The sequence below is a fragment of the Cellulosimicrobium sp. GQ32 genome (assembly GCF_059758455.1).
Map to the genome: position 1 here is coordinate 35,955 of NZ_JCAXEP010000006.1, position 22,074 is coordinate 58,028.

Below are 22,074 nucleotides of genomic sequence, written 5' to 3' on the forward strand. Positions count from 1 at the left end.
CCCGTGGACGACGGACCTCCGGTCGTGCTCGGCAGGGGCGGGTCAGTTGCGCAGGTCGAGGTAGCGGTCGATGAGGGCCGCGGTGGACGGGTCCTGCGCGGCGAGGGCGTCCTCGTCGCCCGCGACGGCGGGCGCGATCTCGAGCGCGAGCTTCTTGCCGAGCTCGACGCCCCACTGGTCGAAGCTGTCGATACCCCACACGACGCCCTGCACGAACGTGATGTGCTCGTAGAGCGCGATGAGCTGGCCCAGCACCGACGGAGTGAGCGCGGGGGCGAGGATCGACGTCGTCGGGCGGTTGCCCGGGAACGTCCGCGCGGACACGAGCTCCTCCGCCGTCCCCTCCGCGCGGACCTCGTCCGCGGTCTTGCCGAAGGCGAGCGCCTTGGTCTGGGCGAAGAAGTTCGCGAGGAACAGCCCGTGGACGTCCGCGCCGGGCTGGACGGCGCCGCCGTCGCCGACCTCGTCCGTGAGCGGGTGCGCGGGGTTCGCGACGGCGATGAAGTCCGCCGGGATGAGCCGGGTGCCCTGGTGGATGAGCTGGTAGAACGCGTGCTGGCCGTTCGTGCCCGGCTCGCCCCAGAAGATCTCGCCCGTCTCCGTGGTCACCGGGGAGCCGTCCCAGCGCACGCGCTTGCCGTTGGACTCCATGGTGAGCTGCTGGAGGTAGGCCGGGAAGCGGTGCAGGTACTGCGCGTACGGGAGCACCGCGTGCGTGTGGGCGTCGAGGAAGTTGACGTACCAGACGTTGAGCAGTCCCATGAGGACCGGCACGTTGCGCTCGAACGGCGTGCGGCGCACGTGCTCGTCGATCGCGTGGAAGCCCGCGAGCAGCTCGGCGAAGCGGTCGGGGCCGATCGCGATGGCGAGCGACGTGCCGATGGCCGAGTCGACGGAGTAGCGGCCGCCGACCCAGTCCCAGAAACCGAACGCGTTGGCCGGGTCGATGCCGAAGGCCGCGACCTTGTCGAGCGCGGTCGAGACGGCCACGAAGTGCTGCGCGACGGCGGCCTGCCGGGACTCGTCCGTGTCCTCGATCGCGCCGACCGCCGCGAGCTCCGTCCACAGCCAGTCGCGCGCGAGGCGCGCGTTCGTCAGGGTCTCGAGCGTGCCGAAGGTCTTGGACGCGACGATGAACAGCGTCGTGCGCGGGTCGAGGCCGGCCGTCTTCTCCGCGACGTCCGTCGGGTCGATGTTGGAGACGAACCGCACCTCGATGTCCTGGTGCTTGTAGGGCAGCAGCGCCTCGTACGCCATGACGGGGCCCAGGTCGGAGCCGCCGATGCCGATGTTCACGACCGTGCGCACGCGCTCGCCCGTGACGCCCGTCCACTCGCCCGAGCGGACCTTGTCCGCGAACGCGTAGACCTTCGCGAGCTCGGCGTGCACGTCCGCGTCCACGTCCTGGCCGTCGACCACGAGGTGCTCGTCGTCGCCCAGCGGCGTCGGACGGCGCAGGGCCGTGTGCAGGACGGCGCGGTCCTCGGTGACGTTGATGTGCTCGCCCGTGAACATCGCCTCGAGACGGTCGTCGAGGCGGACCTCCTCGGCGAGGCGCACGAGCAGCTCGAGCGTCTCGTCGGTGACGAGGTTCTTCGACAGGTCGACCGTGAGGTCGGCGGCCTGGTGCGTGAGACGGCGCGCGCGGTCCGGGTCGGCCGCGAACCAGGTGCGCAGGTCCGGCTCCACGGTGTCGCGGTGCACGGTCAGCGCGGTCCAGGACGGCGTGGTGGTGGGGTCGATCGGCGGCGGCACGGGCTGCGAGGTCATGACCACCAAACTACTGACCGACGTCGTCGCCCGCCCACCCCGACCGTCCCGCGGTCGATGGTCCGGTGGCCTCACGAACGGGCGCCGTCGGTCCCTGGACCTCGGCGCCGGGGCGAGCGTGGGCGGCACGCGCGACGATGGTCGGCGTGCGCCCGCGGGGCGCGCACCGGACGGCGACGGCGCCGCCGGGCCACCGACGGAACACCGGAGGAGGGGACCATGGCCGAGGTCGTGCTGTTCCACCACGTGCAGGGACTGACCGAGGGCGTGCGGACGATCGCGGAGTCGCTGCGGGGCGCGGGGAACGTCGTGCACACGCCGGACCTGTTCGAGGGGCGCACGTTCGCGACCCTCGACGAGGGGATGGCGCACGTGCAGGAGCTGGGCTTCGGCACCGTCCTGGAGCGTGGGCGGGCCGTCGCCGACGGCTACGACGCGGGCGTCGTCTACGCCGGGATCTCGCTCGGCGTGCTGCCCGCGCAGATGCTCGCCCAGACGCGCGCGGGCGCGAAGGGCGCGGTGCTCCTCGAGGCCTGCGTGCCCGTCTCGGAGTTCGGCGGGGCCTGGCCCGACGCCGTCCCCGTGCATGTGCACGGCATGGAGGCCGACCCGTCGTTCGCGGGGGAAGGCGACCTCGACGCCGCGCGCGAGCTCGTGGGCTCCACGCCCGACGCCGAGCTGTTCGTCTACCCCGGCGACCGGCACCTGTTCACCGACCCGAGCCTGCCGTCGTACGAGCCGGAGGCCGCCGCGCTCGTCACCGAGCGGGTGATCCGCTTCCTCGACGGCATCCGCTGAGCGGTCGACGTCGCGGCGGCCTCCTGGGTCAGAGGGTCGCGCCGGGCTGCTGGCCGGGCTCCGTGCCGGGTGCAGCGTCCAGCACGAGCTGCCACTCGGCGTCGACGCTCGCGGGCGTGAAGCCGAGCGCGACGTTGATCGCGAGCATGTGCGCGTTCTCCTGCGCGTTCCACGTGTGCACCCGGCGCGACGACGGGCGCGCCCGCGCGAGCTCGTCGAGCACGGCGACCTTGACGAGCATGCCGAGACTGCGGCCGCGGTGCTCGCGGAGCACGAGCGTGTCGTACTGGAAGACGACCTCCGGACGGTCGCGCGGGTACGAGACCATCGAGAACGCCGCGAGCGTGCCCGACGACGTGTCCTCCGCCGCGGCGATGACGTACCCCTGGCCGCGGTCGAGGATCTCCTGGGACGTCGTCCGGACGCGCTCGGCGTCCCACGGGTCCTCCTCGAGGTCGAGGCCACCGTTGGGGGCGTCGGTGCTCATGCGCGTCTCGAGCACCGCGAACTGGTCGATCCACTCTTCGGGGACCTCGTCCGTCCACACGTGCACCCGGTAGCCGTCGGACCGCTCCGTCGCGGCCGCGCGCAGCGGGTCGAGCACGCCGGGCGCCACCGGGAGGTCGAGCACCGAGTGGCGCATGACCTGCTCGAGCGTGAACCCGCGACGCAGCGCGAACGTCGTCCCGTCGTCGTGCGCCGGGACGCGGCCGCTGCCCGTCGGTGCCTCCAGCGCGTCCGGCCCCGGCGGCGGCTCCGGCGCGAACGACGAGTCGGACTGGATCACCCGCCGCCCCTCCGCGCGCGCGACCGCCAGCGCCGCGTCCCACAGCGCGGAGCCGACGCCCCGGCGCCGGTGCGCGGGGTCCACGCCCACGTAGACGACCGCCACGTGCGTGTTGCCCTGCTGCGGGAGCGCCACCATCGACCGCCCGACGACGTCCTCGGGTCGGGGCGCGGTGCCGTGCGGGGCGTCGTCGAGCACCGCGACCCAGCGCAGCACGCGGCGGTAGCCGGCGCTCGCCACCGTGCCCGCGACGGTCGCCGCGTCCAGGGCGAGATCCGTGTGGCCGTGGATCGCGCGGTCGATCGCGTCGCCCACCCGCACCGTGCCGTGGACGGCCCAGGCGCCCGGCGCGTCGAGGCTTCCCGGGACGGGCTCGATGCGCACGCGCACGTCGCGCGCGGTGGTCGCGGTCGGTCCTGCCTGCGGTGCGGTCACTCGCCGTCCTTCGGGGTCGTCCTGCGCTGCCACGCGGCCCACACGCCCGCGGGCCGGAACCCGAGAGCGACGTTGATCGCGAGCATGTGGTCGTTCTCCTGCGCGTTCCAGGTGTGGACGCGGCGGGTAGCGGGACGCTCGCGGGCGAGCGCGTCGAGGTTGGCCACCTTGACGAGCATCCCGAGCCGGCGCCCACGGTGCTCGCGGAGCACGAGGGTGTCCTCCTGGAACGCGAAGTCGTCGCGGTCGCGCGGGTACAGGAAGACGGTGAACGCGGCGAGCGTGCCGGTCGGCACGTGCTCCGCGGCGCTCAGGAGGAAGCCGTTCCGCTTCTCGACCTGCTCGCCCACCCAGGTGCGCACGCGCCGCGCGTCCCACGGGTCCTCGCCGTAGTCGACGCCTCCCGTCGGCGGGTCGGTGCTCATGCGGGTGAAGAGCACGGCCACCTGGTCGAGCCAGACGTCGGGGACCTCGTCGGTCCAGGTGTGCACCCGGTAGTCGGAGCCGGCGTGCTCCCGGGCGTCGGCGCGGTGCGCGTCGAGGGTCTCGGGGGCCACCGGGAGGTCGAGCACGGAGTGGCGCTCGACCTGCTCCAGCGCGTACCCGCGGTTGCTGAGGAAGCGCGGGCCCGGGGCGTCGGCGGGGACGCGGCCGGCGCCGGTCGTGGCGGCGAGCGCGCCCGGGCCGGGCGGAGGTTCCTCGCCGTGCGACGTGCTCGAGAGGAGCACCGTGCGTCCGGCCTCCGCGCCGAGACGCTCGGCGAGCGCGAGCAGGGAAGTCCCGACGCCGCGCCGGCGCTCGGACGGGCGGACGAGCACGAAGGACTCGCCGAGGCGCTCGTTGCTCGTGACGGGGTGAAGCACGAACAGGTGGGCGACGACGTCGCGCACCGCGGGAGGGACGCCCTCGGCGGTCAGGGCGCGGGCGGCCGCGGAGCGCACGACGACGAAGCGGCGCTTGGCCGCGTACTCCTGGTGGTCCATGCCCGAGAGCACGTCCCGGGGCCGGAGCGCGAGGTCGTCGTAGCCGTGGACCTCGAGCTCGTGCTCGCGCTCGAGGTCCGCGACGGCGTGGTACGCCCATGCGTCGGGGTCGTCGAGCGACGTGGGGTGCGGGGCCTCGACGAGCGTGTACCCCTCCGGGAGGGACACCTCGGGGGCGGTGCGGGCGACGCTGCTCATACCGTCCAGCGTTCCCGCGGCGACGGACGATGTCCACGTCTTTTGGTACGACGACGGCCCGGGCTCCCGCAGGAGCCCGGGCCGGGTGCGCCACCGGTCGTGGCGGTCGTCGCTGCCCTACTTGTGAGCCGAGCGTCGCGAGATCGCGCCCCAGATGAGCAGCACGAGCAGCGAGCCGACGAAGGCCCAGAACCACGTGGTGAGCGAGAAGAACTCGTCGTTGGCGTCCGCGCCGAACAGTGCGCCGCCGATCCACCCGCCGAGGAGGGCACCCAGCACACCCACGATCAGCGTGACGATCCAGCCTCCTGCTGCCTTGCCCGGCAGGATGGCGCGTGCGATCGCGCCCATGATGAGGCCGATGAGGATCCATCCGATGAAGCTCATCCCTGTCTCCGTTCTCTGGGGGACGAAACAGTCATAGAGGGCAACTGGCCCGTATGCCTGACTTCACGGTGGCACGGCGCCAGGCGGTTCGCACGCCGGGCGCCATGCTGCGGTCGTTAGGCTCGGGTGATGGCGACGACCGAGGCGACGAGCGCGCGCGTCGACAGCTGGCTCTGGGCGGTCCGGGTGTTCAAGAGCCGGTCGCAGGCGACGGCGGCGGTCAAGGCCGGGCACGTGCGGGTCAACGGCGAGCGCGCGAAGCCGGCGACGGGCGTCAAGGTGGGTGACCGCGTCGTCGTGCGGGGAGGTCCGGCGGAACGGATCCTCGTCGTCGAGAAGGTGCTGGTGAAGCGCGTCTCGGCGACCCTCGCCGCGCAGGCCGTGATCGACCAGAGCCCGCCCCCGCCGCCCCAGGAGCTCACCGTCCGCGTCGCCGTCCGCGAGCGCGGCGCCGGGCGCCCGACGAAGCGCGAGCGCCGCGACCTCGACCGCCTCCGGGGCCGCGGCTGACGCCGGTACACCGAGCGCTGCGTCTGCGCTCGAACGATGCGTTCACGGACGCAGCACTCGACTGTCGCCCTCGGTGCAGACCGGGGCGCGCGGCATGGGGCACCGTCCTCAGGGCGGGGGCCATCCGCCGGACGCGGTCGGCGACCTGCTGCTCGCTGCGCACGAGCGGAACGATGGCAGCGCCGCCGTGGCGATGCGGACGCCCTGTGGACAGAGCGGTCCTGTGGTCGGCGCAGACGGCCGGAGGTGGGCCGAACCGAGCCGGGAGCGAGAGATGCGTCAGCGGCCGACGGATGCGTCCGGGGACGCATCCGTCGGCCGCTGACGCAGCGTTCGGTGGGTCAGGTCAGCAGGCGCCGAGGTCCTTCCAGACGCCCCACTGGCCGCTCTGGGCGGGGTTCTCGCCCGTCGTCCACCACTTGGCCTGGTAGTTGCGGCCGTCGTGCGAGACGTTCGCGCCGCCGAGGTACACCCCGCCCGCGGTCCACGCCGGCGCCGTGCAGCTGCCGGGCTCCGGGTCGGTGGGCTCGGGGTCCGGGTCGCCCGGGTCCGTGCCGCCGCTGCCGATCTTCAGGTCGACGCAGTTGTAGAACGCGTTCACCGTGTTCGACACGTTCCAGCGCGCGAGGATCGTGTGGTTGCCCTCGGGCAGGCCGGTCAGCGTGTGGGAGATGTTGCTCGGGGGCTGCGCGCCGCCCTGGTTGAACGTCTTGAACAGCACGCCGTCGACGAAGTACTCCCACGTGCTCGTGTTGTGCGCCGCGGTGAGGTTCCACTGGAACGTCACCGACGTGCCGGTCTGCGTGCGCGGCCACGGCTTGCTCGCGTCGTCGAGGATGCTGAACCCGCTGCCGCCGGAACACTTCATCGAGCCCTTGGGGGCCTCGACGGACTGCGGCTCGTACTTGATGGACCCGCAGTCGAAGGACGTCGTCCCCTTCGCGCAGTGGTCCTGCCGGCTCGGCGGGGACGTGATCCAGCCGTGCGCGCTCGCGCTCGGGGCGATCGCCACGGGGGCGATGATCGCGACCGCGCCGACGACGGCCGCCAGGAGTACCGCTCTCAGTCTTCGCATGAGATGTCTCGCTCTCCATCCGGTGGTGCATGGGTCCTGCGGCGCGCTTCGTCGCGGGCCGCTCTCGGATCGGGCACTTTCGACGCTACGAAACGTGAGGAGTGCGGACAATTGGGCAAAGCCCGTACGTGCTTTCGCGTACCCGGCGCGCCGTCCACGCCCGGGACGCACGACGGCGGGTGCCCTCGCCCGTGCGGGCGAGGACACCCGCCGTCGCGGGACTCAGCGGGTCAGCAGGCGCCGATCAGCTTCCACGGACCCCATGCCTCGGAGCCGGGGACGTTGTTCTGCGTCCACCACTTCGCCTCGTAGACGTTGCCGTCGTGCGAGACCTTCGCGCCGCCCGTGTAGACGGAGGCCGAGGACCAGGCCGCGTCGGTGCAGGTGCCCGGCTCGCCGCCACCGGGGTTCTCGCCCTCGCCGCCGCCGGGGTTCTCCCCGCCGCCGGGGTTGGTGCCGTCGGCCGTGACGGTCAGGTCGACGCAGTTGTAGAACGCGTTCACCGTGTTCGACACGTTCCAGCGAGCGAGGATCGTGTGGTTGCCCAGCGGCAGGCCCTTCAGGGTGTGCGAGATGTCCTTGGGCGGCTGGACGCCGCCGCCGTCGAACGTCGCGAAGAGCTGGCCGTCCACGAAGTACTCCCACACGCTCGTCGCGTGGTTCGCGGTGAGGTTCCACTGGAACGTCACGTCGCGGCCGGTGGTCGTGCGCGGCCAGGGCTTGCTCGCGTCGTCGAGGATCGCGTAGCCGCTGCCGCCGGAGCACTTCATCGAGCCCTTGGGGGCCTCGACGGACTGCGGCTCGTACTTGATGGACCCGCAGTCGAAGGACGTGGTGCCCTTCGCGCAGTGGTCCTGCCGGGAGGCCGGAGAGGTGATCCAGCCGTGCGCCGAGGCGCTGGGGGCGATCGCGATCGGGGCGATGATCGCGGTCGCGCCCACGACGGCGGCGAGGAGCGCCGCGCGGAGTCGCTTCATGGGGGACTCGCTTCCTGTGTCGGGGAGGGCCGACACCGTGCGGAGCCCGCACCGTCGGCCGTGACGGGTGGACCGTAGGCAGCCGGCCGACGTCCGCTCAACGACTACGCACGACCGGCGTCGGGTACGGGAAGTCCCGTACCCGACGGGTCGATTCGCCGGGATCGTGCGCCTGCGCGGTCGAGCGTGCTCCCGCCGACGTGCCCGTTCGGACGCCTCGGCGGCCGAAACCATGTGGGGACCACGTATCCCCCGGGAACGCTCCGACGCCGGGCCCGGGTCGAGAGATGCGTCTGCGGTCGACGGATGCGTTCGGGACGCATCCGTCGACCGCGGACGCAGCGTTCGGTGGGTCAGGCGGCGGCCGCGTCCTCCTCGCGCAGGCGCGGCTCGGTGCGCAGGGCCGGGCGGAGGCCGGACTTGTCGGCGTAGAACGCGCGCACGACGTCCATGTCGGTGCGCACGTCGCCCGTGAGCTCGAGCGTCGGGCCGAGGCCGGTCGTCATGGTGGTGCGGTCGACGTACCCGAGGGTCACCGGCAGGTGCGCCTCGCGCGCGATCCGGTAGAAGCCCGACTTCCAGTACGACCCCGCGCCGCGCGTGCCCTCGGGCGTCACGACGAGCGAGAACACCTCGCCGGCCTGGAGGCGCGCGACGACGTCGGCCACGACCCGGCTCGGGTCGCGCCGGTCGACGGGGATGCCGCCGAGCGCGCGCATGAGCGGGCCTGCGGGGCCGGCGAACAGCGTGTGCTTGCCCAGCCAGCGCACGTGGATCCCCGTGCTCCAGGCGATGGCGAGCATGAGGACGAAGTCCCAGTTCGACGTGTGGGGGGCGCCGACGAGGAGCGTCGGGCGGCCGGTGTCGTACGGCTCGGAACGCAGGGACCACCGGCTGGTCGCCCAGTAGGCGCGGGCGAGGGCTCGGCGGATCACGACGCCACGGTACAGGGCCGTCCACCGGGAGACCGGTTGCCGTCGACAACCACAGGCAGCCCGGCTAGTCTCCGGGCGGGTAGGGAACTTCCCGCCCTACCTCCACGGCCCCGGACAAGTCGGCTCGACCCACCCACTGCTCGACGGAGACCAGATGGACACCACTCCCGCCGGTACACCCGCCCTCCTGCGCACCCTCAACGCGCGCGCCGTGCTCGACGTGCTCGGCACGGGCGCGCAGGTCGCGCGGCCCGACGTCGTCTCGGCGACCGGGCTGTCCAAGACGACCGTCGCGCAGACGCTGCGCGCGCTCGAGGCGACGGGCGTCGTCACGGAGGCCGGGCTCGACCGCGATCGCCGCGGGCCGGCCGCGACGCTGTACCGCGTGGACCCCGACTACGCGTTCGGGCTGGGGATCGACGTCGCGCGCGACCGGGTGCGGGTCGCGCTCGTCGACGTCACGGGCGCGATCCGCGCCCGTGCGGAGCGTCGGGACGTCAAGCCGACGACGACGGCCCGCGCGCGGGCGGCCGCGGAGCTCGCCCGCGCGTGCGTGAGCGACGTCGCCGCGCGGCTCCCCGAGGGCACCGCGGTCGAGGTGACGCGCGCCGTCGCGGCGGTCCCGCTGATCGTCGGGTCGGACCAGCGGACCATCCGCCGCGTCCCCGGCTACGAGAAGGGCGGGACCGACCTGGTCGAGGCGCTCGAGGACTCGCTGGGCTGCACGGTGTCGCTCGAGAACGACCTCAACCTCGCGGCGCTCGCCGAGCAGCGCGACGGGGTCGCCGTGGGCGTGCGCTCGTTCGCCGTGCTCGGTCTCGGCGACGGGTTCGGCGCGGGGCTGGTGCTCGACGGGAAGCTCCACCGCGGGTTCGCGGGCGGTGCCGGCGAGGTCTCGTTCCTGCCGCACCCCGCCCGGGCGCTGGGCTCGGAGGCGCTGGGTGCGTCGTCGCTCGCCGTGCTCGCGAAGGAGCACGGGCTGCCCGACGACGTGACGGTCAAGCAGCTCGTGGACCGCGCCGAGCACGGCGACGGCGCCTCGAACGATGCGCTCGACGAGGTCGCCGAGCGCATCGGGGTGGTCGCGGCGTCGGTCGCGCTCGTGGTCGAGCCCGAGCTGTTCGTGCTCACCAACCAGGCGGCGCGCGCGCCGATCGCGGACCGGGTGAAGCGCTTCCTCGCGGAGAAGATCGCCGTGCTCCCCATCCAGGTCGTGGCGTCGGAGCTCACGTGCGACGCCGTCGTCGTCGGCGCCGCGCGCTCGGCCAGCGACGCGCTGCGCGACGAGGTGTTCCGCTCCGCCGCGGCCCACCCGGCGTCGGGCGAGGGCGACGCCGCCGACGAGCGCGAGGAGGCGGCGTCGTGACCGCCGCCGCACCGGGTGGGGGGGTGCCGCCGTCGGACCTCGTCTCCCGGCTGGGCCTCCCTGCCGACGCGCGCGCCATCATCCTCAACGCGGACGACTACGGCATGTGCCGCGCCGCCAACCGCGCGGTCTCCGAGCTCCTCCTCGCCGGGCACATCGACTCCGCGACGGTCATGGTCCCGTGCGGGTGGGCCCCCGACGCGCTCGCCTTCGCGGCCGCGCACCCCGTCGACGTCGGGGTGCACCTCGTGCTGACGAGCGAGTGGACGCGGTACCGCTGGCGGCCGCTCACCGGGACGGGCACGTCCCTCGTCGACGACGCGGGCTACTTCCCGCGCGACGTCCTGTCCGTCGAGCGTCAGGCGCGCGTCGAGGACGTCGTCGCCGAGCTCACGGCCCAGCTCGACACGGCGCTCGCGGCCGGGGTCGACGTCTCGCACCTCGACAACCACATGGGCTCCGTCTACGGGCTCGAGACGGGCCGGTCGTTCCTGCCGCAGGTCTTCGAGCTCGCCGCCCGGTACCGCCTGCCGTTCCGGCTGCCCCGGACGACCGACGGGATGGTGCTGCCTCCTGGCGACTTCCAGCCCCTGCTCGACGAGGCGACGGCCGCCGCGGACGCGCTGGGCGTCGTCCTGATCGACCGGTTGTGGACCCACCCGTTCGAGCTCGACGGCGCCGGGACGGTCGAGGAGGAGGACTACGAGGACGTCCGGGCCGACTTCCTCGACCTGCTGCGCCGCGTCCCGTCCGGGGTGACCGAGATCTTCCTCCACCCGATGCTCGACGACGACGAGCTCGGCGACGTCGCCGACTACGGCGTCGCGAAGCGCGGCTTCGAGCGCCGCCTGCTCGCCGACCCGGCCGTGGCGGCCGTGATCGCCGAGGAGGGGATCGTCCGCGTCGGCTGGCGCGACCTGCGCGCGGTGCAGCGGGGCGAGCGGTGAGCGCCCCGTACGGGACGCCGGGTGCGACGGCCACGCGCGGGGGGCCGCTCGCACGTGTCCGGGACCGCCGGCTCATCGGTACGCCCTCGCGCGCGCAGACGGTCGCCTACGGCGCGTCCGCGTTCCCGTCGAACCTGCTCCTGCAGACGTTCTCCGCGTTCGTCGTCTACTTCTACGTCGACCACCTCGGCGTGCGCGCCGGCTGGGTCGCGGGCGCCATGGTCGCGCACGGCATCCTCAACGCCCTGCTCAACCCGCTCGTCGGCGCGGTCTCCGACCGTCGCCGCACGCGCTGGGGCCGGCGCGTCCCGTGGATCGTGCTGGGGATCGTCCCGCTCGTCGTCGCGTTCGCTCTCGTGTGGACGCCGCCCGCCGTGGGGCCGACCGGTCTCGTCGTGTGGTTCCTCGTCGTCGTGGCCCTGTTCGACGTCGCGTACGTCGTCGTCGCGCTCAACATCTCCGCGCTCTTCCCCGAGATCTTCCGCACGACGGCGGAGCGCGCCCGCGGCAACACGCCGCGCCAGATCTTCGGCCTGGTCGGGATGATCCTCGGCACCGCGGGCGCGCCGCTGCTGTACGGCACGCTCGGGTGGACCTGGATGGCGCTGCTGCTCGCCGTCGTGAGCCTCGCGTTCTTCGCCTGGTCGCTCGCCGGCATGGTCGAGCGTCCCGTCGACGTCGCGACGGTTCGCGAGCGCGAGGCCGCCGTCGGGCTGGGGGACCAGCTCCGGTACACGTTCGCCAACCGCGCGTTCGTCACCTACGTGCTCGGGTCGCTCCTGCTCCAGAGCACGACCGCCATCGTGCTCGCCGCGATCCCGTTCTACGTGCGCTACACGCTCGGCGGCGCCGAGGCCGACGCGACGCTCCTGCTCGCGCCGATCTTCGTCGCCGCGATCCCGTCGATCGTCGGATGGTCGTGGGTCGTGCGGAAGATCGGCCCGCGCTCGGCGATGCTGTGGGTCGTCGCGGTGTACGGCCTCGCGACGTGCCTCTACCTCGTCCCGTCCACCGTCCTGGGCGCCGCGCTCGCGGGGCTCGCCGTGGGTGTGGGCGTCGCGGGCCTCATGCAGGTGCTCGAGGTCGCGCTCGCGCAGGTCATCGACGACGACGAGCGCCGCACCGGCCTGCGTCGCGAGGGCATGTACTTCGGCGCCAACGGGTTCGTCGTGCGCGGGTCCGTCATCGTCCAGGCCGTGCTCGTCGCCGGCGTGCTCTCGGCGAGCGGCTACGTCGAGGGCGCGGGCGACGTCGCGCAGCCGGACAGCGTCGCGACGGGCGTGCGCTTCCTCCTCGGTGGCGTCCCCGTGGTCCTCGCCGCGCTCGCGTTCGTGTGCTTCTGGTTCTACCCCCTCCGCGGCCGCGACCCTGAGGACACCGACACCGCCCTCACCGAGGCCGACGCGTCACCGACCGCCGCGGACCCGCTCCCGAGGTAGCGCCCGCCCCCGCGAGGTAGAGCCCTGGTCGCGCGAGGTAGAGCCGTGGTCGCGCGAGGTAGAGCCGTGGTCGCGCGCGAGGTGCACCACGGCTCTACCTCGGCAGACCCTGCCTCTACCTGGGCGGGGTGGTGGTGCCGCGGAGGGTGTGCTCGGCGACGACGCACGGGTCGGTGCCGGCGTCGATGTCGCGGAGGCCGCACGCGACGCGGCGCATGAGGGTGCGGAAGGTGCCGCGCTCGTCGGGCGAGAGCATGTCGAGGAGCTCCTCCTCGGCGTCGTGCACGGCGGTGGCCCACCCGGCGAGACGACGGCGGCCCTCGGGCGTCGCGACGACGCGGCGCGCGCGACGGTCGGCGGGGTTCTGCTGCCGCTCGACGAGCCCCGCGGCGACGAGGTCGTCGACGAGGTAGGTCATGACGGTCCGGTCGATGCCGTGATGCTCGGCGAGCGCGAGCTGGGTGGGGTGGTCGCCCTGTGCGACGGTCACGAGGACCTGGTAGCCGCGCGTGCCGTGGGGAACGTCGTCGAGCGCCTGCTCGATCGTCGCGCGGTAGGCGCGCAGCAGCACGCCGAGGTGCCAGCCGAGGTCCTCGAGGCGGCCGGGGAGCTCGGCCGGGCCTGTCGCGGGTGCGGTCGTGGTGGTCGTGCCCATCGGCACAGCCTACCGCCGGGAATGCGGTTGCACCACCTATCTGTTACGGATATGTTCTGCACAGCAACGTATCTTGAGATCGCGAGGAGCCATGCCCGACTACGGCCACGACCTGCGCTTCGGGTCCTTCGTCACGCCCACCGCCGCGGCGCCCCAGCAGGCGGTCGCGCTCGCGCAGCTCTCCGAGGAGGTGGGGCTGGACCTCGTCACGTTCCAGGACCACCCGTACCAGGCGGCGTTCCTCGACACGTGGACGCTGATGTCCTGGGTCGCCGCGCGCACCGAGCGCATCCGGATCGCGGGGAACGTGCTCAACCTGCCGCTGCGCCCGCCGGCCGTGCTCGCGCGCGCCGTGGCGAGCCTCGACCGGCTCTCGGGCGGGCGCGTCGAGCTGGGGCTCGGCGCGGGCGGGTTCTGGGACCCGATCGTCGCGATGGGCGGCGAGCGCCTGACGCCGGGGGAGTCGGTCGACGCGCTCTCCGAGGGCATCGACGTCGTCCGCGGGCTGTGGGACACGTCCACGCGCGACCGCCTCGTCGCGGGCGGGGCGCACCACCGCGTCGACGGGGCCAAGCGTGGTCCGGCGCCCGCGCACGACGTCGAGATCTGGGTCGGCGCGCTCAAGCCCCGCATGCTGCGCCTCGTCGGCGCGAAGGCAGACGGCTGGCTCCCGTCGCTCGCGTACCTCCAGAGCTTCGAGGCGCTGGCGAAGGGCAACGCGACGATCGACGACGCCGCCGAGGACGCGGGTCGTGACCCGCGCGCCGTGCGTCGGCTGCTCAACGTCGGCGGCCGGTTCACCGCCGACGGCGGCGCAGGGTTCCTCCAGGGCTCGCCGCGCCAGTGGGCCGAGCAGGTCGCGGAGGTGACCCTCGAGCACGGCGTGTCCACGTGGATCGTCGCGGGCGACGACCCGACGACGCTCGCCGTCGTCGGTCAGGAGGTCGCCCCCGCGGCGCGCGAGCTCGTCGCGACCGCGCGCGGCACCGCGCCGGGCGGCCCGGCGTCGAGCACCACGACGGACGGCGAGGCCCGCGCATGACCGACTACGGCCACCCGCTCCGGTTCGGCACGTTCGTCACGCCCTCGGCGCAGGACCCGGAGGCGACGGTCGATCTTGCGCGCCTCGCCGAGGACCTGGGCTACGACCTCGTGACCTTCCAGGACCACCCGTACCAGCCGCGCTTCCTCGACACGTGGACGCTGCTGTCGTACGTCGCGTCCGCGACGGAGCGCATCCACGTCGCGCCCGACGTCGTCAACGTCCCCATGCGCCGGCCCGCCGTGCTCGCGCGCGCCGCGGCGAGCCTCGACCTGCTGTCCGACGGGCGCATCGACCTCGCCCTGGGCGCCGGCGCGTTCTGGGACGCCATGGTGTCGATGGGCGTCGAGCGGCTGACGCCGGGCGAGTCGGTCGACGCGCTCGCCGAGGCGATCGAGGTGATCCGGGCGATCTGGGGCGAGGACGGCGACGGCGAGCTGTTCGTCCCCGGGCGCCACCACCGGCTCGACGGCGCGACGCCCGGTCCGGGGACCACGCGGCGCATCCCGCTCTGGCTGGGCGCGCTCGGCCCTCGCATGCTGCGCCTCGTCGGCGAGAAGGCCGACGGCTGGCTCCCGTCTCTGGGCCGCGTCGGCCTGGACGGGCTGCGCGCGGGCAACGAGCGCATCGACGAGGCCGCGACCGCCGTCGGGCGCGACCCGCGCGAGGTGACGCGCCTGCTCAACGTGTCGGGCACGTTCGGAGACGCCCCCACGGCGTCGGGTCTCGGTGGCGTGCCCGACCTCGCCGGGCCGCCCGCGGCCTGGGTCGAGCGGCTCGTGCCGCTCGTCCTCGAGGAGGGTGTCTCGACGCTGATCCTCGCGACCGACGACGAGCGCGCGACGCGCCGGTTCGCCGAGGAGGTCGTGCCCGCGCTGCGCGACGCCGTCGCCGCCGGGCGAGCGTCGCACGGCACCGACACGTCGCGCGTCGTGCCGCTCGCGGTCCGCTCCGCGCGTCGCGAGGGCATCGCGTACGACGAGGTCCCCGCCTCGCTCGCCGACCGCGCGGTCGAGCCCGGGGACGCCGCGTACGCGGGCGTGCGCTCGAACTACCTGCGCGGCGGCTCGCCGGGGCTCGTGCTGCGGCCGCGCGACACCGCGGATGTCGTCGAGGCGCTCGCGTTCGCGCGCGCCCAGCCGGTGACGCGCCGGGTGCCGCTGTCCGTCCGCTCCGGTGGCCACGGGATCAGCGGACGCTCGACGAACGACGGCGGGATCGTCCTCGACCTCGGCGCGCTCGACGCGATCGAGGTGCTCGACGACGCCGCGCGCCTCGTGCGCGTCGGGCCCGGTGCGCGCTGGGGCGAGGTCGCGGCGGCGCTCGCGCCGCGCGGGTGGGCGATCACGTCGGGCGACTACGGCGGCGTGGGCGTGGGCGGGCTCGCGACCGCGGGCGGCATCGGCTTCCTCGGCCGCGCCCACGGTCTGACGATCGACCACGTGCGCGCCGTCGAGGTCGTGCTGGCGGACGGCTCGGTCGTGCGCGCGAGCGCGGAGGAGAACCCGGACCTGTTCTGGGCTGTCCGCGGCGCGGGGTCGCAGGTCGGCATCGTGACGGCGTTCGAGCTCGTCGCGGACGAGGTGTCTGCGGTGGGGTTCGCGCAGATGGTGCACGACGCGTCCGACCTCGCCGGGTTCCTCGAGCGCTGGGGCGCGACGGTCGAGGCCGCGCCGCGGGACACGACGAGCTTCCTGATCGTCGGGCGCCCGCGCCCCGGGCAGCCGGTCGTCGCGCAGTCCATGACCATGGTCGACTCCGACGACCCCGACACCGTCCTCGCCCGGCTCCAGCCGTTCGCGGCGATCTCGCCGCTGCTCGCTCAGGCGACGGCGCAGATCGTGCCGTACGACGCCGTCGTCTCCGCGCCCGCGCCCGGGCCGCACGGCGGCCAGGGGGAGCCCGTGTCGCGGTCCGGACTGCTGGAGCACCTCACGCCCGAGGCGTCGGCCCGGCTCGCGGGCCTCGTCGCGAGCGGCGACACGTACTTCTTCCAGATCCGCTCGACGGGTGGCGCGGCGTCCGACGTCCCCGCGGACGCGACGGCGTACGCGCACCGCTCGGCGAGCTTCTCCGTCGTGGCGATGGGAGCGAGCCGCTCGCGGCTCGACGCCCGGTGGGACGCGCTCGCCGACGTGTTCGAGGGCATGTACCTGAGCTTCGACACCGATCTGCGCCCCGAGCGCGTCGCCGACGCGTTCCCGCCCGCGACGTTGTCACGGCTGCGGGAGGTCAAGCGCCGCGTCGACCCGACGAACGTCTTCCGCGACAACCTGCCGGTCCTCGGGCCGGACCCGCTCGACCGGGAGCCCCGCGAGGCGGCACCGGCTCCCGCGAGGTAGAGCCCTGGTAGCGCGAGGTAGAGCCCTGGTAGCGCGAGGTAGAGCCCTGGTAGCGCGAGGTAGAGCCCTGGTCATGACCACGCCTCTACCTCGCGCTACCGGGCCTCTACCTCGCGCGGTGGGGTGTCGACCGGTGTCTCGGTCTCGCTCGGGGGCCCCGGTGCCCGACGGCGCACGGTGAGGACCGCGTGGACGGCCAGCCCGGCGAGGATCGCCCAGAACGCGGCGGCGATGCCCGCCACGACGACGCCGCTCGCGGCGACGAGGAACGTCACGACCGCAGCCTCGCGCCCGCGCGGTTCGGCGACCGCGCCCGCGACGGCGGCGCCGAGCGTGCCGACGAGCGCGAGACCGGCCGCCGCCTCGACGAGCCCCGCGGGCGCCGCGGCGACGAGCGCGGCGAGGCCCGCCGACCCGACGGCGAGCACGAGGTACGCCCACCCGGCGGTGTGGGCGGCGAGCCAGCGGCGTCGGGGGTCGGGGTGCGCCTCCGGCCCCGCGGCCAGCGCGGCGGAGATCGCCGCGAGGTTGATCGTGTGGCCGCCCGCGGTCGCTCCGGCGAGGGTCGCGAGCCCGGTGACGGTCATCGCCTCGCGCCACGGCACCCGATAGCCGAACGACGCCATGACGGCGACACCCGGCACGTTCTGCGACGCCATCGTCACGACGTAGAGCGGGACGGCGAGCCCGACGACGGCCTGCCACGAGAGCGTGGGCGCCGTGAGATCGAGGCGCGGGACGGCGTCGGACCAGGCGAGCGTGCCGCCGTGCACGGCCTCGTACCCGACGACCGCGAGAGTGACCGCGAGCGCGGCGGGCGCCGCCCAGCGCGGCGCGACGCGCAGCAGCACGAGCCAGGTGAGGATCACCGGCGCGACGAGCAGCGGCGTCGCGACGACCGCGCGCACGGGCGCGAGACACAGTGTGAGGAGCACGCCGGCGAGCATCGCCTGGGCGATCGGGGCGGGGATGGCGGCGACGAGGTCGCCGAGGCGCGGCCAGAGCGCGGTGAGCAGCACGAGCCCGCCGACGACGCAGAACGCCCCGACCGCGGCGGGCCACCCGCCCGCGACGGCGCCCGTGCTCACGAGCAGCGCGGCGCCGGGCGTGGACCACGCGAGCGTGAGCGGGGTGCGGTGCCGGGTCGTGAGCCAGAGGATGCCGACGGCCTGCGCGACGCACAGGGCCAGGAGCCCGGACGCGGCCTGGTCGGGCGTCGCGCCGACGGCGCGCAGCCCCGCGAGCACGACGGCGAACGAGCTCGTGAAGCCGACGAGGGCGGTCACGAGCCCGGCGAGGACGGGGCGCAGGCGGTCCGAGGCGGGGTCCATGCTGCTCCTGGCGGGCGGCGGAGGGAGAGCGTTCTGTTCACAGAACGCTACCAGAGGCCCCGCGATACTCGCGCCGGTAGGCTGCGGCCCGTGAGCGACGGGGCAGGGCGCGCGGAAGATCGGCCGGACGGGGATGCACGGGGAGTGCCCGGGCGCCCGCCGGAACGGGCCGGGGACGGGACGCTCGCGGCGGTCGCCGCACAGCTCCGCGCGCTGCGTGCCGAGCGCGGGCTCTCGCTGTCTGCCCTCGCCGCCGCGGCGGGCATCGGCAAGGGCTCGCTCTCCGAGATCGAGCACGGCGCGCGCAACCCCACGCTCGCGACCCTCTACGCGCTGGCCGGGGCGCTCGGCGTCCCGCTCGCGACGCTGCTCGCCGAGCGGGCCGGCACGGAGGTCTCGTCCGAGGGCGTCACCGCGCGCCTGCTCGACGCGCACCACCTGCCCGGCGGCACGGCCGTCGAGGTCTACCACCTGCACCTGGAGCCCCACGCGGACCGGACCTCGCCACCCCACGGGCCGGGCGTCGTCGAGCACCTGCTCATCACGCGCGGCCGCCTGCGGGCCGGGCGCCACGGCGCGGAGGCCGTCGTCGAGGAGGGCGACGAGCTGCGCTGGGTGTCAGACGCCGACCACTCCTACCGGGCGCTCGACGGCGCCCCGGTCGACGCGGTGCTCGTCATCCGGACGCCGCCCCGGGGCGGTGCGGGGTAGCCGTCGGCGGAGGCCGCCGGGCTAGTACGCGCCCTGGCCGGGCACCCACGCGTCGGTCGTGAAGCCGGACGGCGTGCCCGGCGACCACGGCGTGGGCGGCGGCTGCGGCGTCCGGACGAGGAACGCCCGGCGTGCCGTGAGCATGAGCTGGAGCAGCGCGCGGCGCTGACCCTCGACGCGCCACGCCTCGACCGCGCCGCGCGCGACGCGGTCGTGGAGCAGCGCGAGCTCCGTCGCCGCCTGCTGGTAGTCGCGCATCGCGTGCGCCGCGCCGGCGCCGCCCGTGCGGCGCGCCCAGTCGCGGGCCTGACGTCGCGACGCGAGCGTCGAGAGCATCGTGAGGTCCGCGGGCGTGACCAGGCCCGTCGGGACGTACGGGACGAGCTGTCGCTGGATCGTCGCGACCGTGCGACGCCGGTCCCGCACGAGCAGCACGATCAGCGTGATCAGGACACCGAGCCCGGCGAGGTAGGCGACCCCCAGCGCGAGGGTCCCGAAGCCGGTCGAGGCGTTCCACAGCATGTGGAGCGCGATGGCCGCCGCGAGGCCGCCGATCGGCGCGAGGACCCGGCGCGGGCCGGGCGGGCTCGTGGCCGCGCTCGCCACGCCGAGGCCGGTGAGCGCCGTGCACAGCGGGTGCAGCAGGGGAGTGACGAGCGCGCGGAGCACGAACGTCGGGCCGAGCGTGCCGTCCTGCGCGGCCATGATGAAGTAGGTGACGTTCTCGACCGCCGCGAACCCGAGCGCGACCATCGCCGCGTAGATGACGCCGTCGGTCCAGCCGTCGATCTCGTGCCGGCGGAACCACAGCATCCCGAACAGCACCGCGCCCTTGAGGATCTCCTCGACGAACGGGGCCCCGAACGAGGCGACGACGTACCAGCCCACCTCCTCGCCGAACAGCGGCGCGGTGAGCAGCTCGAGCCCGAGCGTGTTGAGGATCCCCGCGACGAGGGTCGCGATGCCCGCGCCCCACAGGAACGCCACGACGAGCGCGCTCGGCGGCTCCGGCTCGAGACGGTCGAGCGCGAGCACGACCGGCACCCAGATGCCGAGCGGCACGAGCGCCAGCAGGAGGCCGACCGTGAACGTCCCGACCCCGGACAGCGCCGCGAGCACGAGGCCGACGAGCAGGCACAGGCTCGCGACCGCGATCGTCACGATGACGCCGACGCGCGCCCGGCCCGGCGGTCGACCCTCCAGGACCGCGCGCGGGTCGAGCGGCACCGCGGCGCCCGCAGGACCCTGCGGGTGCGGGGGCACCGGCGTCGGCTGCGGGTGCGGCGGAGGGGCGGCGGGGCCGTGCGGCGGGTACGTCACGGGCGGTAAGGCTACGCACCCGGTCGCCGCGGGGAAAGGTGTCCACCGGCGATGGCGCCGAACCCGGGGTCACGGGCGGCGCCGTCGCCCGAACCCGGGAATGTCGCCGGGCTCGGCGCGGGACCCGCCGACGACCCAGGACACGCCGTGCGGGAAGAAGCGTCGGGCGGGCCGGGCCCGCCCGAGAGGGGTGGGCGCGTGCGGGTCGCTAGGCGGCGACGTCGTACCCGGAGCGCACGCCACCCCGGCGGCGCACGGTGGCGTCGTCGGGCACGATCTCGTCCGGCGGGACGACGGCGCCCGGCTCCACGAGCACGCGCCGCCCGACGCGCGCTCCGCTGCTCACCCGGGCGCGGTCGCCGACCCGGGTCTCGGGGGAGAGGCGCACGTTGTCGCCGATGCGGACGTCACGGCCGAGGACGACGTCGCGGTCGATCCAGCTCCCGGCGCCGAGCTGGCAGCCGTGCCCGACGACGGCCCCCTTCTCGACGTACGTGCCCGATCCGACGGGCACGGACTCGGGGACACGGGCGTGCGGCGACACGAGGCCGCCGCCGGTGTGGCGCTCGTAGTGCAGGATCTCGCCGTAGTCGTTCTCGACCTGGACGCGGCGTGCGAGGCGGGCCATGCGACCTCCTCAAGGTCTGTCGGCAGTGGTACTGCTGACATAACGTCGAGGAGGTGCCCAGGATTCCATCGCCGCTGACCTCGAGTGCGGACCCCGTCCGCGCGAGGTAGAGCCGTGGTCGCGTGAGGTAGAGCCGTGGTTGCGCGAGGTAGAGCCGTGGTTGCGCGAGGTAGAGCCATGGTCACCCTGCCCGGCGTCGTCTCACCCTGGTCGCCACGCACTCGGGCGGCCGCAGGGCTCCCGCGTGACCAGGGTTCTTTCTCGGCCGACCAGGGTTCTACCTCGGGTGACCAGGGCTCTATCTCGGCCGACCACGGCTCTACCTCGGTCGACGAGGGTTCCAGCTTGCGGTCGGCGGCCCGAAGGTCCGACGTCAGAGGGGACGGGTGGTGCCGCGGACGACGAGGGTCGTGGGGAGGCGGACGTGGGGTTCGCGGGCGTTGCCCTCGACGAGGTCGACGATGAGTCTCAGGGCTTCGGCGCCCATGCGGTGGATCGGCTGGTCGACGGTCGTCAGGGGCGGGGTGGTGAGCGCTGACTCGGGGACGTTGTCGAACCCGACGACCGAGACGTCGTCGGGCACGCGCAGGCCGAGCTCCGCGGCGACCTCCATGGTGCGGATCGCCGAGAGGTCGTTGGCGGCGAAGATCGCGGTGGGGCGCGCGGGGAGCGACAGCAGCTCGTGCGCGGGGGAGTCGGCGAGGTCGGGGCGGTAGCCGCCGACGCGCACGAGGTCCGGGTCGAACGGCACGCCGGCGTCGGCGAGGGCCTCGCGGTAGCCCTGCTCGCGCAGGCGCGCAGACTCGAGGTCCGGACGTCCGGCGAGGAAGCCGATGCGGCGGTGCCCGAGGGAGAGCAGGTGCTCGGTCGCGGCGCGGGCGCCGGCGAGGTTGTCGGAGTCGACGGTGGGCGGGCCCGAGGGGCCGCGGTGCGGGTCGACGGCGACGACGGGGATGGAGTTGCCCGGCGCGACGACGGTCGGGGTGACGAGGATGGCGCCGTCGATGAGGGTGCCGCCGAGGCGCGAGAGGTAGCGCTGCTCCCACCCGACGCGGTCGTCGCGGCGCAGCCCGCCGGAGTAGGCGAGCAGTTCGTAGCCCGTCCCGTCGACGGCCTCGGAGATGCCCTTGAGCAGCTCGGTCGAGAACGGCTCGAACTCGGCGACGAGGATGCCGATGACGTTCGTGCGGCTGCTGCGCAGGCTGCGCGCGACGATCGACGACTCGTACCCGAGCTGGTCGATGACCTCCTGGACGTGGCGGGAGGTCTCGAGGGCGACGCCGTAGCGGCCGTTGATCACCTTGGAGACCGTCGCGACGGAGACGCCGGCGGTCCGCGCGACGTCGCCGATCGTGACTCTTCCCGTGGAGCGCATGGGGAGACAGTAGCCCGTGCCGCGGTGCCTCGGCGGCGCACCGCCGAGTGCTCGTCCTGGTCG

At 74.4% G+C, this 22,074-nt stretch carries 20 protein-coding genes; 8 read left to right on the top strand and 12 right to left on the bottom strand.

The features are described 5' to 3' along the window. Window positions 1-42: 42 nt before the first annotated feature. Window positions 43-1,770: a glucose-6-phosphate isomerase gene (gene pgi / locus AC6CH9_RS11420; RefSeq protein WP_498154992.1), complete on the bottom strand. Its 1,728-nt coding sequence runs from the start codon at window positions 1,768-1,770 to the stop codon at window positions 43-45. A gap of 57 nt (window positions 1,771-1,827) precedes the next feature. On the opposite strand from pgi, the gene AC6CH9_RS11425 reads away from it, so the two are divergent. Beyond that, a complete protein-coding gene (locus tag AC6CH9_RS11425) occupies window positions 1,828-2,568 on the top strand; it encodes a dienelactone hydrolase family protein (RefSeq protein ID WP_498154993.1) in 741 nt (246 codons plus the stop codon). Window positions 2,569-2,596: 28 nt separating this feature from the next. Here the strand turns inward: AC6CH9_RS11425 and AC6CH9_RS11430 are convergent, their stop codons facing one another. The 3 genes from AC6CH9_RS11430 to AC6CH9_RS11440 all read right to left on the bottom strand — a co-directional run bounded on the left by AC6CH9_RS11430 (window position 2,597) and on the right by AC6CH9_RS11440 (window position 5,358). Further along, window positions 2,597-3,790, bottom strand: a complete 1,194-nt coding sequence (locus tag AC6CH9_RS11430; protein ID WP_498154994.1) for a GNAT family N-acetyltransferase — start codon at window positions 3,788-3,790, stop codon at window positions 2,597-2,599. Then, window positions 3,787-4,971, bottom strand: coding sequence for a GNAT family N-acetyltransferase (locus AC6CH9_RS11435; protein WP_498154995.1), 1,185 nt, complete (start codon window positions 4,969-4,971; stop codon window positions 3,787-3,789). The genes AC6CH9_RS11430 and AC6CH9_RS11435 overlap by 4 nt, the downstream gene beginning before the upstream one ends. 117 nt (window positions 4,972-5,088) lie before the next feature. Then, window positions 5,089-5,358 carry a GlsB/YeaQ/YmgE family stress response membrane protein gene (locus AC6CH9_RS11440; RefSeq protein WP_389273204.1) on the bottom strand — a complete coding sequence of 90 codons (270 nt, stop codon included), beginning with the start codon at window positions 5,356-5,358 and terminating at the stop codon, window positions 5,089-5,091. A gap of 129 nt (window positions 5,359-5,487) precedes the next feature. Here AC6CH9_RS11440 and AC6CH9_RS11445 point away from each other — a divergent pair, with 129 nt between their 5' ends. Continuing rightward, a complete protein-coding gene (locus AC6CH9_RS11445) occupies window positions 5,488-5,868 on the top strand; it encodes an RNA-binding S4 domain-containing protein (RefSeq protein ID WP_498154996.1) in 381 nt (126 codons plus the stop codon). 346 nt (window positions 5,869-6,214) lie between these two features. Here AC6CH9_RS11445 and AC6CH9_RS11450 read toward each other — a convergent pair whose 3' ends face one another. The 3 genes from AC6CH9_RS11450 to AC6CH9_RS11460 all read right to left on the bottom strand — a co-directional run bounded on the left by AC6CH9_RS11450 (window position 6,215) and on the right by AC6CH9_RS11460 (window position 8,855). Beyond that, window positions 6,215-6,943 (bottom strand): lytic polysaccharide monooxygenase, encoded by a 729-nt coding sequence (locus tag AC6CH9_RS11450; protein ID WP_498154997.1) that lies wholly within the window; start codon window positions 6,941-6,943, stop codon window positions 6,215-6,217. A 230-nt stretch (window positions 6,944-7,173) separates the two neighbouring features. After that, a complete protein-coding gene (locus AC6CH9_RS11455; RefSeq protein ID WP_378229360.1) occupies window positions 7,174-7,920 on the bottom strand; it encodes a lytic polysaccharide monooxygenase in 747 nt (248 codons plus the stop codon). Between the two features lie 353 nt (window positions 7,921-8,273). Next, a complete protein-coding gene (locus AC6CH9_RS11460) occupies window positions 8,274-8,855 on the bottom strand; it encodes a 1-acyl-sn-glycerol-3-phosphate acyltransferase (protein ID WP_498154998.1) in 582 nt (193 codons plus the stop codon). Between the two features lie 154 nt (window positions 8,856-9,009). Between AC6CH9_RS11460 and AC6CH9_RS11465 the strand changes: the two genes are divergently transcribed. From AC6CH9_RS11465 to AC6CH9_RS11475, 3 genes are read left to right on the top strand one after another with little or no spacing between them, the layout of a single operon-like run. Next, window positions 9,010-10,221, top strand: a complete 1,212-nt coding sequence (locus tag AC6CH9_RS11465) for an ROK family transcriptional regulator (RefSeq protein ID WP_498154999.1) — start codon at window positions 9,010-9,012, stop codon at window positions 10,219-10,221. Then, entirely contained in the window at window positions 10,218-11,168 is a 951-nt protein-coding gene (locus AC6CH9_RS11470) for a polysaccharide deacetylase family protein (RefSeq protein ID WP_498155000.1), read from the top strand. Before AC6CH9_RS11465 ends, AC6CH9_RS11470 begins: the two co-directional genes overlap by 4 nt. Further along, window positions 11,165-12,607: an MFS transporter gene (locus AC6CH9_RS11475; protein WP_498155001.1), complete on the top strand. Its 1,443-nt coding sequence runs from the start codon at window positions 11,165-11,167 to the stop codon at window positions 12,605-12,607. Before AC6CH9_RS11470 ends, AC6CH9_RS11475 begins: the two co-directional genes overlap by 4 nt. A gap of 115 nt (window positions 12,608-12,722) precedes the next feature. Here the strand turns inward: AC6CH9_RS11475 and AC6CH9_RS11480 are convergent, their stop codons facing one another. Further along, complete coding sequence (locus AC6CH9_RS11480) at window positions 12,723-13,262, bottom strand: MarR family winged helix-turn-helix transcriptional regulator (RefSeq protein ID WP_498155002.1); 540 nt, start codon at window positions 13,260-13,262, stop codon at window positions 12,723-12,725. A gap of 91 nt (window positions 13,263-13,353) precedes the next feature. Between AC6CH9_RS11480 and AC6CH9_RS11485 the strand changes: the two genes are divergently transcribed. Then, window positions 13,354-14,304: an LLM class flavin-dependent oxidoreductase gene (locus AC6CH9_RS11485; protein WP_498155003.1), complete on the top strand. Its 951-nt coding sequence runs from the start codon at window positions 13,354-13,356 to the stop codon at window positions 14,302-14,304. Further along, window positions 14,301-16,646 carry an LLM class flavin-dependent oxidoreductase gene (locus AC6CH9_RS11490; protein WP_498155004.1) on the top strand — a complete coding sequence of 782 codons (2,346 nt, stop codon included), beginning with the start codon at window positions 14,301-14,303 and terminating at the stop codon, window positions 16,644-16,646. Before AC6CH9_RS11485 ends, AC6CH9_RS11490 begins: the two co-directional genes overlap by 4 nt. Before the next feature lie 95 nt (window positions 16,647-16,741). Here the strand turns inward: AC6CH9_RS11490 and AC6CH9_RS11495 are convergent, their stop codons facing one another. Continuing rightward, window positions 16,742-17,977, bottom strand: coding sequence for a benzoate/H(+) symporter BenE family transporter (locus tag AC6CH9_RS11495; protein WP_498155005.1), 1,236 nt, complete (start codon window positions 17,975-17,977; stop codon window positions 16,742-16,744). A gap of 90 nt (window positions 17,978-18,067) precedes the next feature. On the opposite strand from AC6CH9_RS11495, the gene AC6CH9_RS11500 reads away from it, so the two are divergent. Beyond that, complete coding sequence (locus AC6CH9_RS11500; RefSeq protein ID WP_498155006.1) at window positions 18,068-18,688, top strand: helix-turn-helix domain-containing protein; 621 nt, start codon at window positions 18,068-18,070, stop codon at window positions 18,686-18,688. A gap of 21 nt (window positions 18,689-18,709) precedes the next feature. Here the strand turns inward: AC6CH9_RS11500 and AC6CH9_RS11505 are convergent, their stop codons facing one another. The 3 genes from AC6CH9_RS11505 to AC6CH9_RS11515 form a co-directional block, all read right to left on the bottom strand. Continuing rightward, the gene (locus AC6CH9_RS11505; protein WP_498155007.1) at window positions 18,710-20,008 is read right to left on the bottom strand and encodes a PrsW family intramembrane metalloprotease; all 1,299 of its coding nucleotides are present in this window, start codon (window positions 20,006-20,008) and stop codon (window positions 18,710-18,712) included. A 208-nt stretch (window positions 20,009-20,216) separates the two neighbouring features. After that, the gene (locus tag AC6CH9_RS11510; RefSeq protein ID WP_498155008.1) at window positions 20,217-20,636 is read right to left on the bottom strand and encodes a transferase; all 420 of its coding nucleotides are present in this window, start codon (window positions 20,634-20,636) and stop codon (window positions 20,217-20,219) included. Between the two features lie 373 nt (window positions 20,637-21,009). Continuing rightward, window positions 21,010-22,011 (bottom strand): LacI family DNA-binding transcriptional regulator, encoded by a 1,002-nt coding sequence (locus tag AC6CH9_RS11515; RefSeq protein ID WP_498155009.1) that lies wholly within the window; start codon window positions 22,009-22,011, stop codon window positions 21,010-21,012. Between the last annotated feature and the right edge of the window lie 63 nt (window positions 22,012-22,074).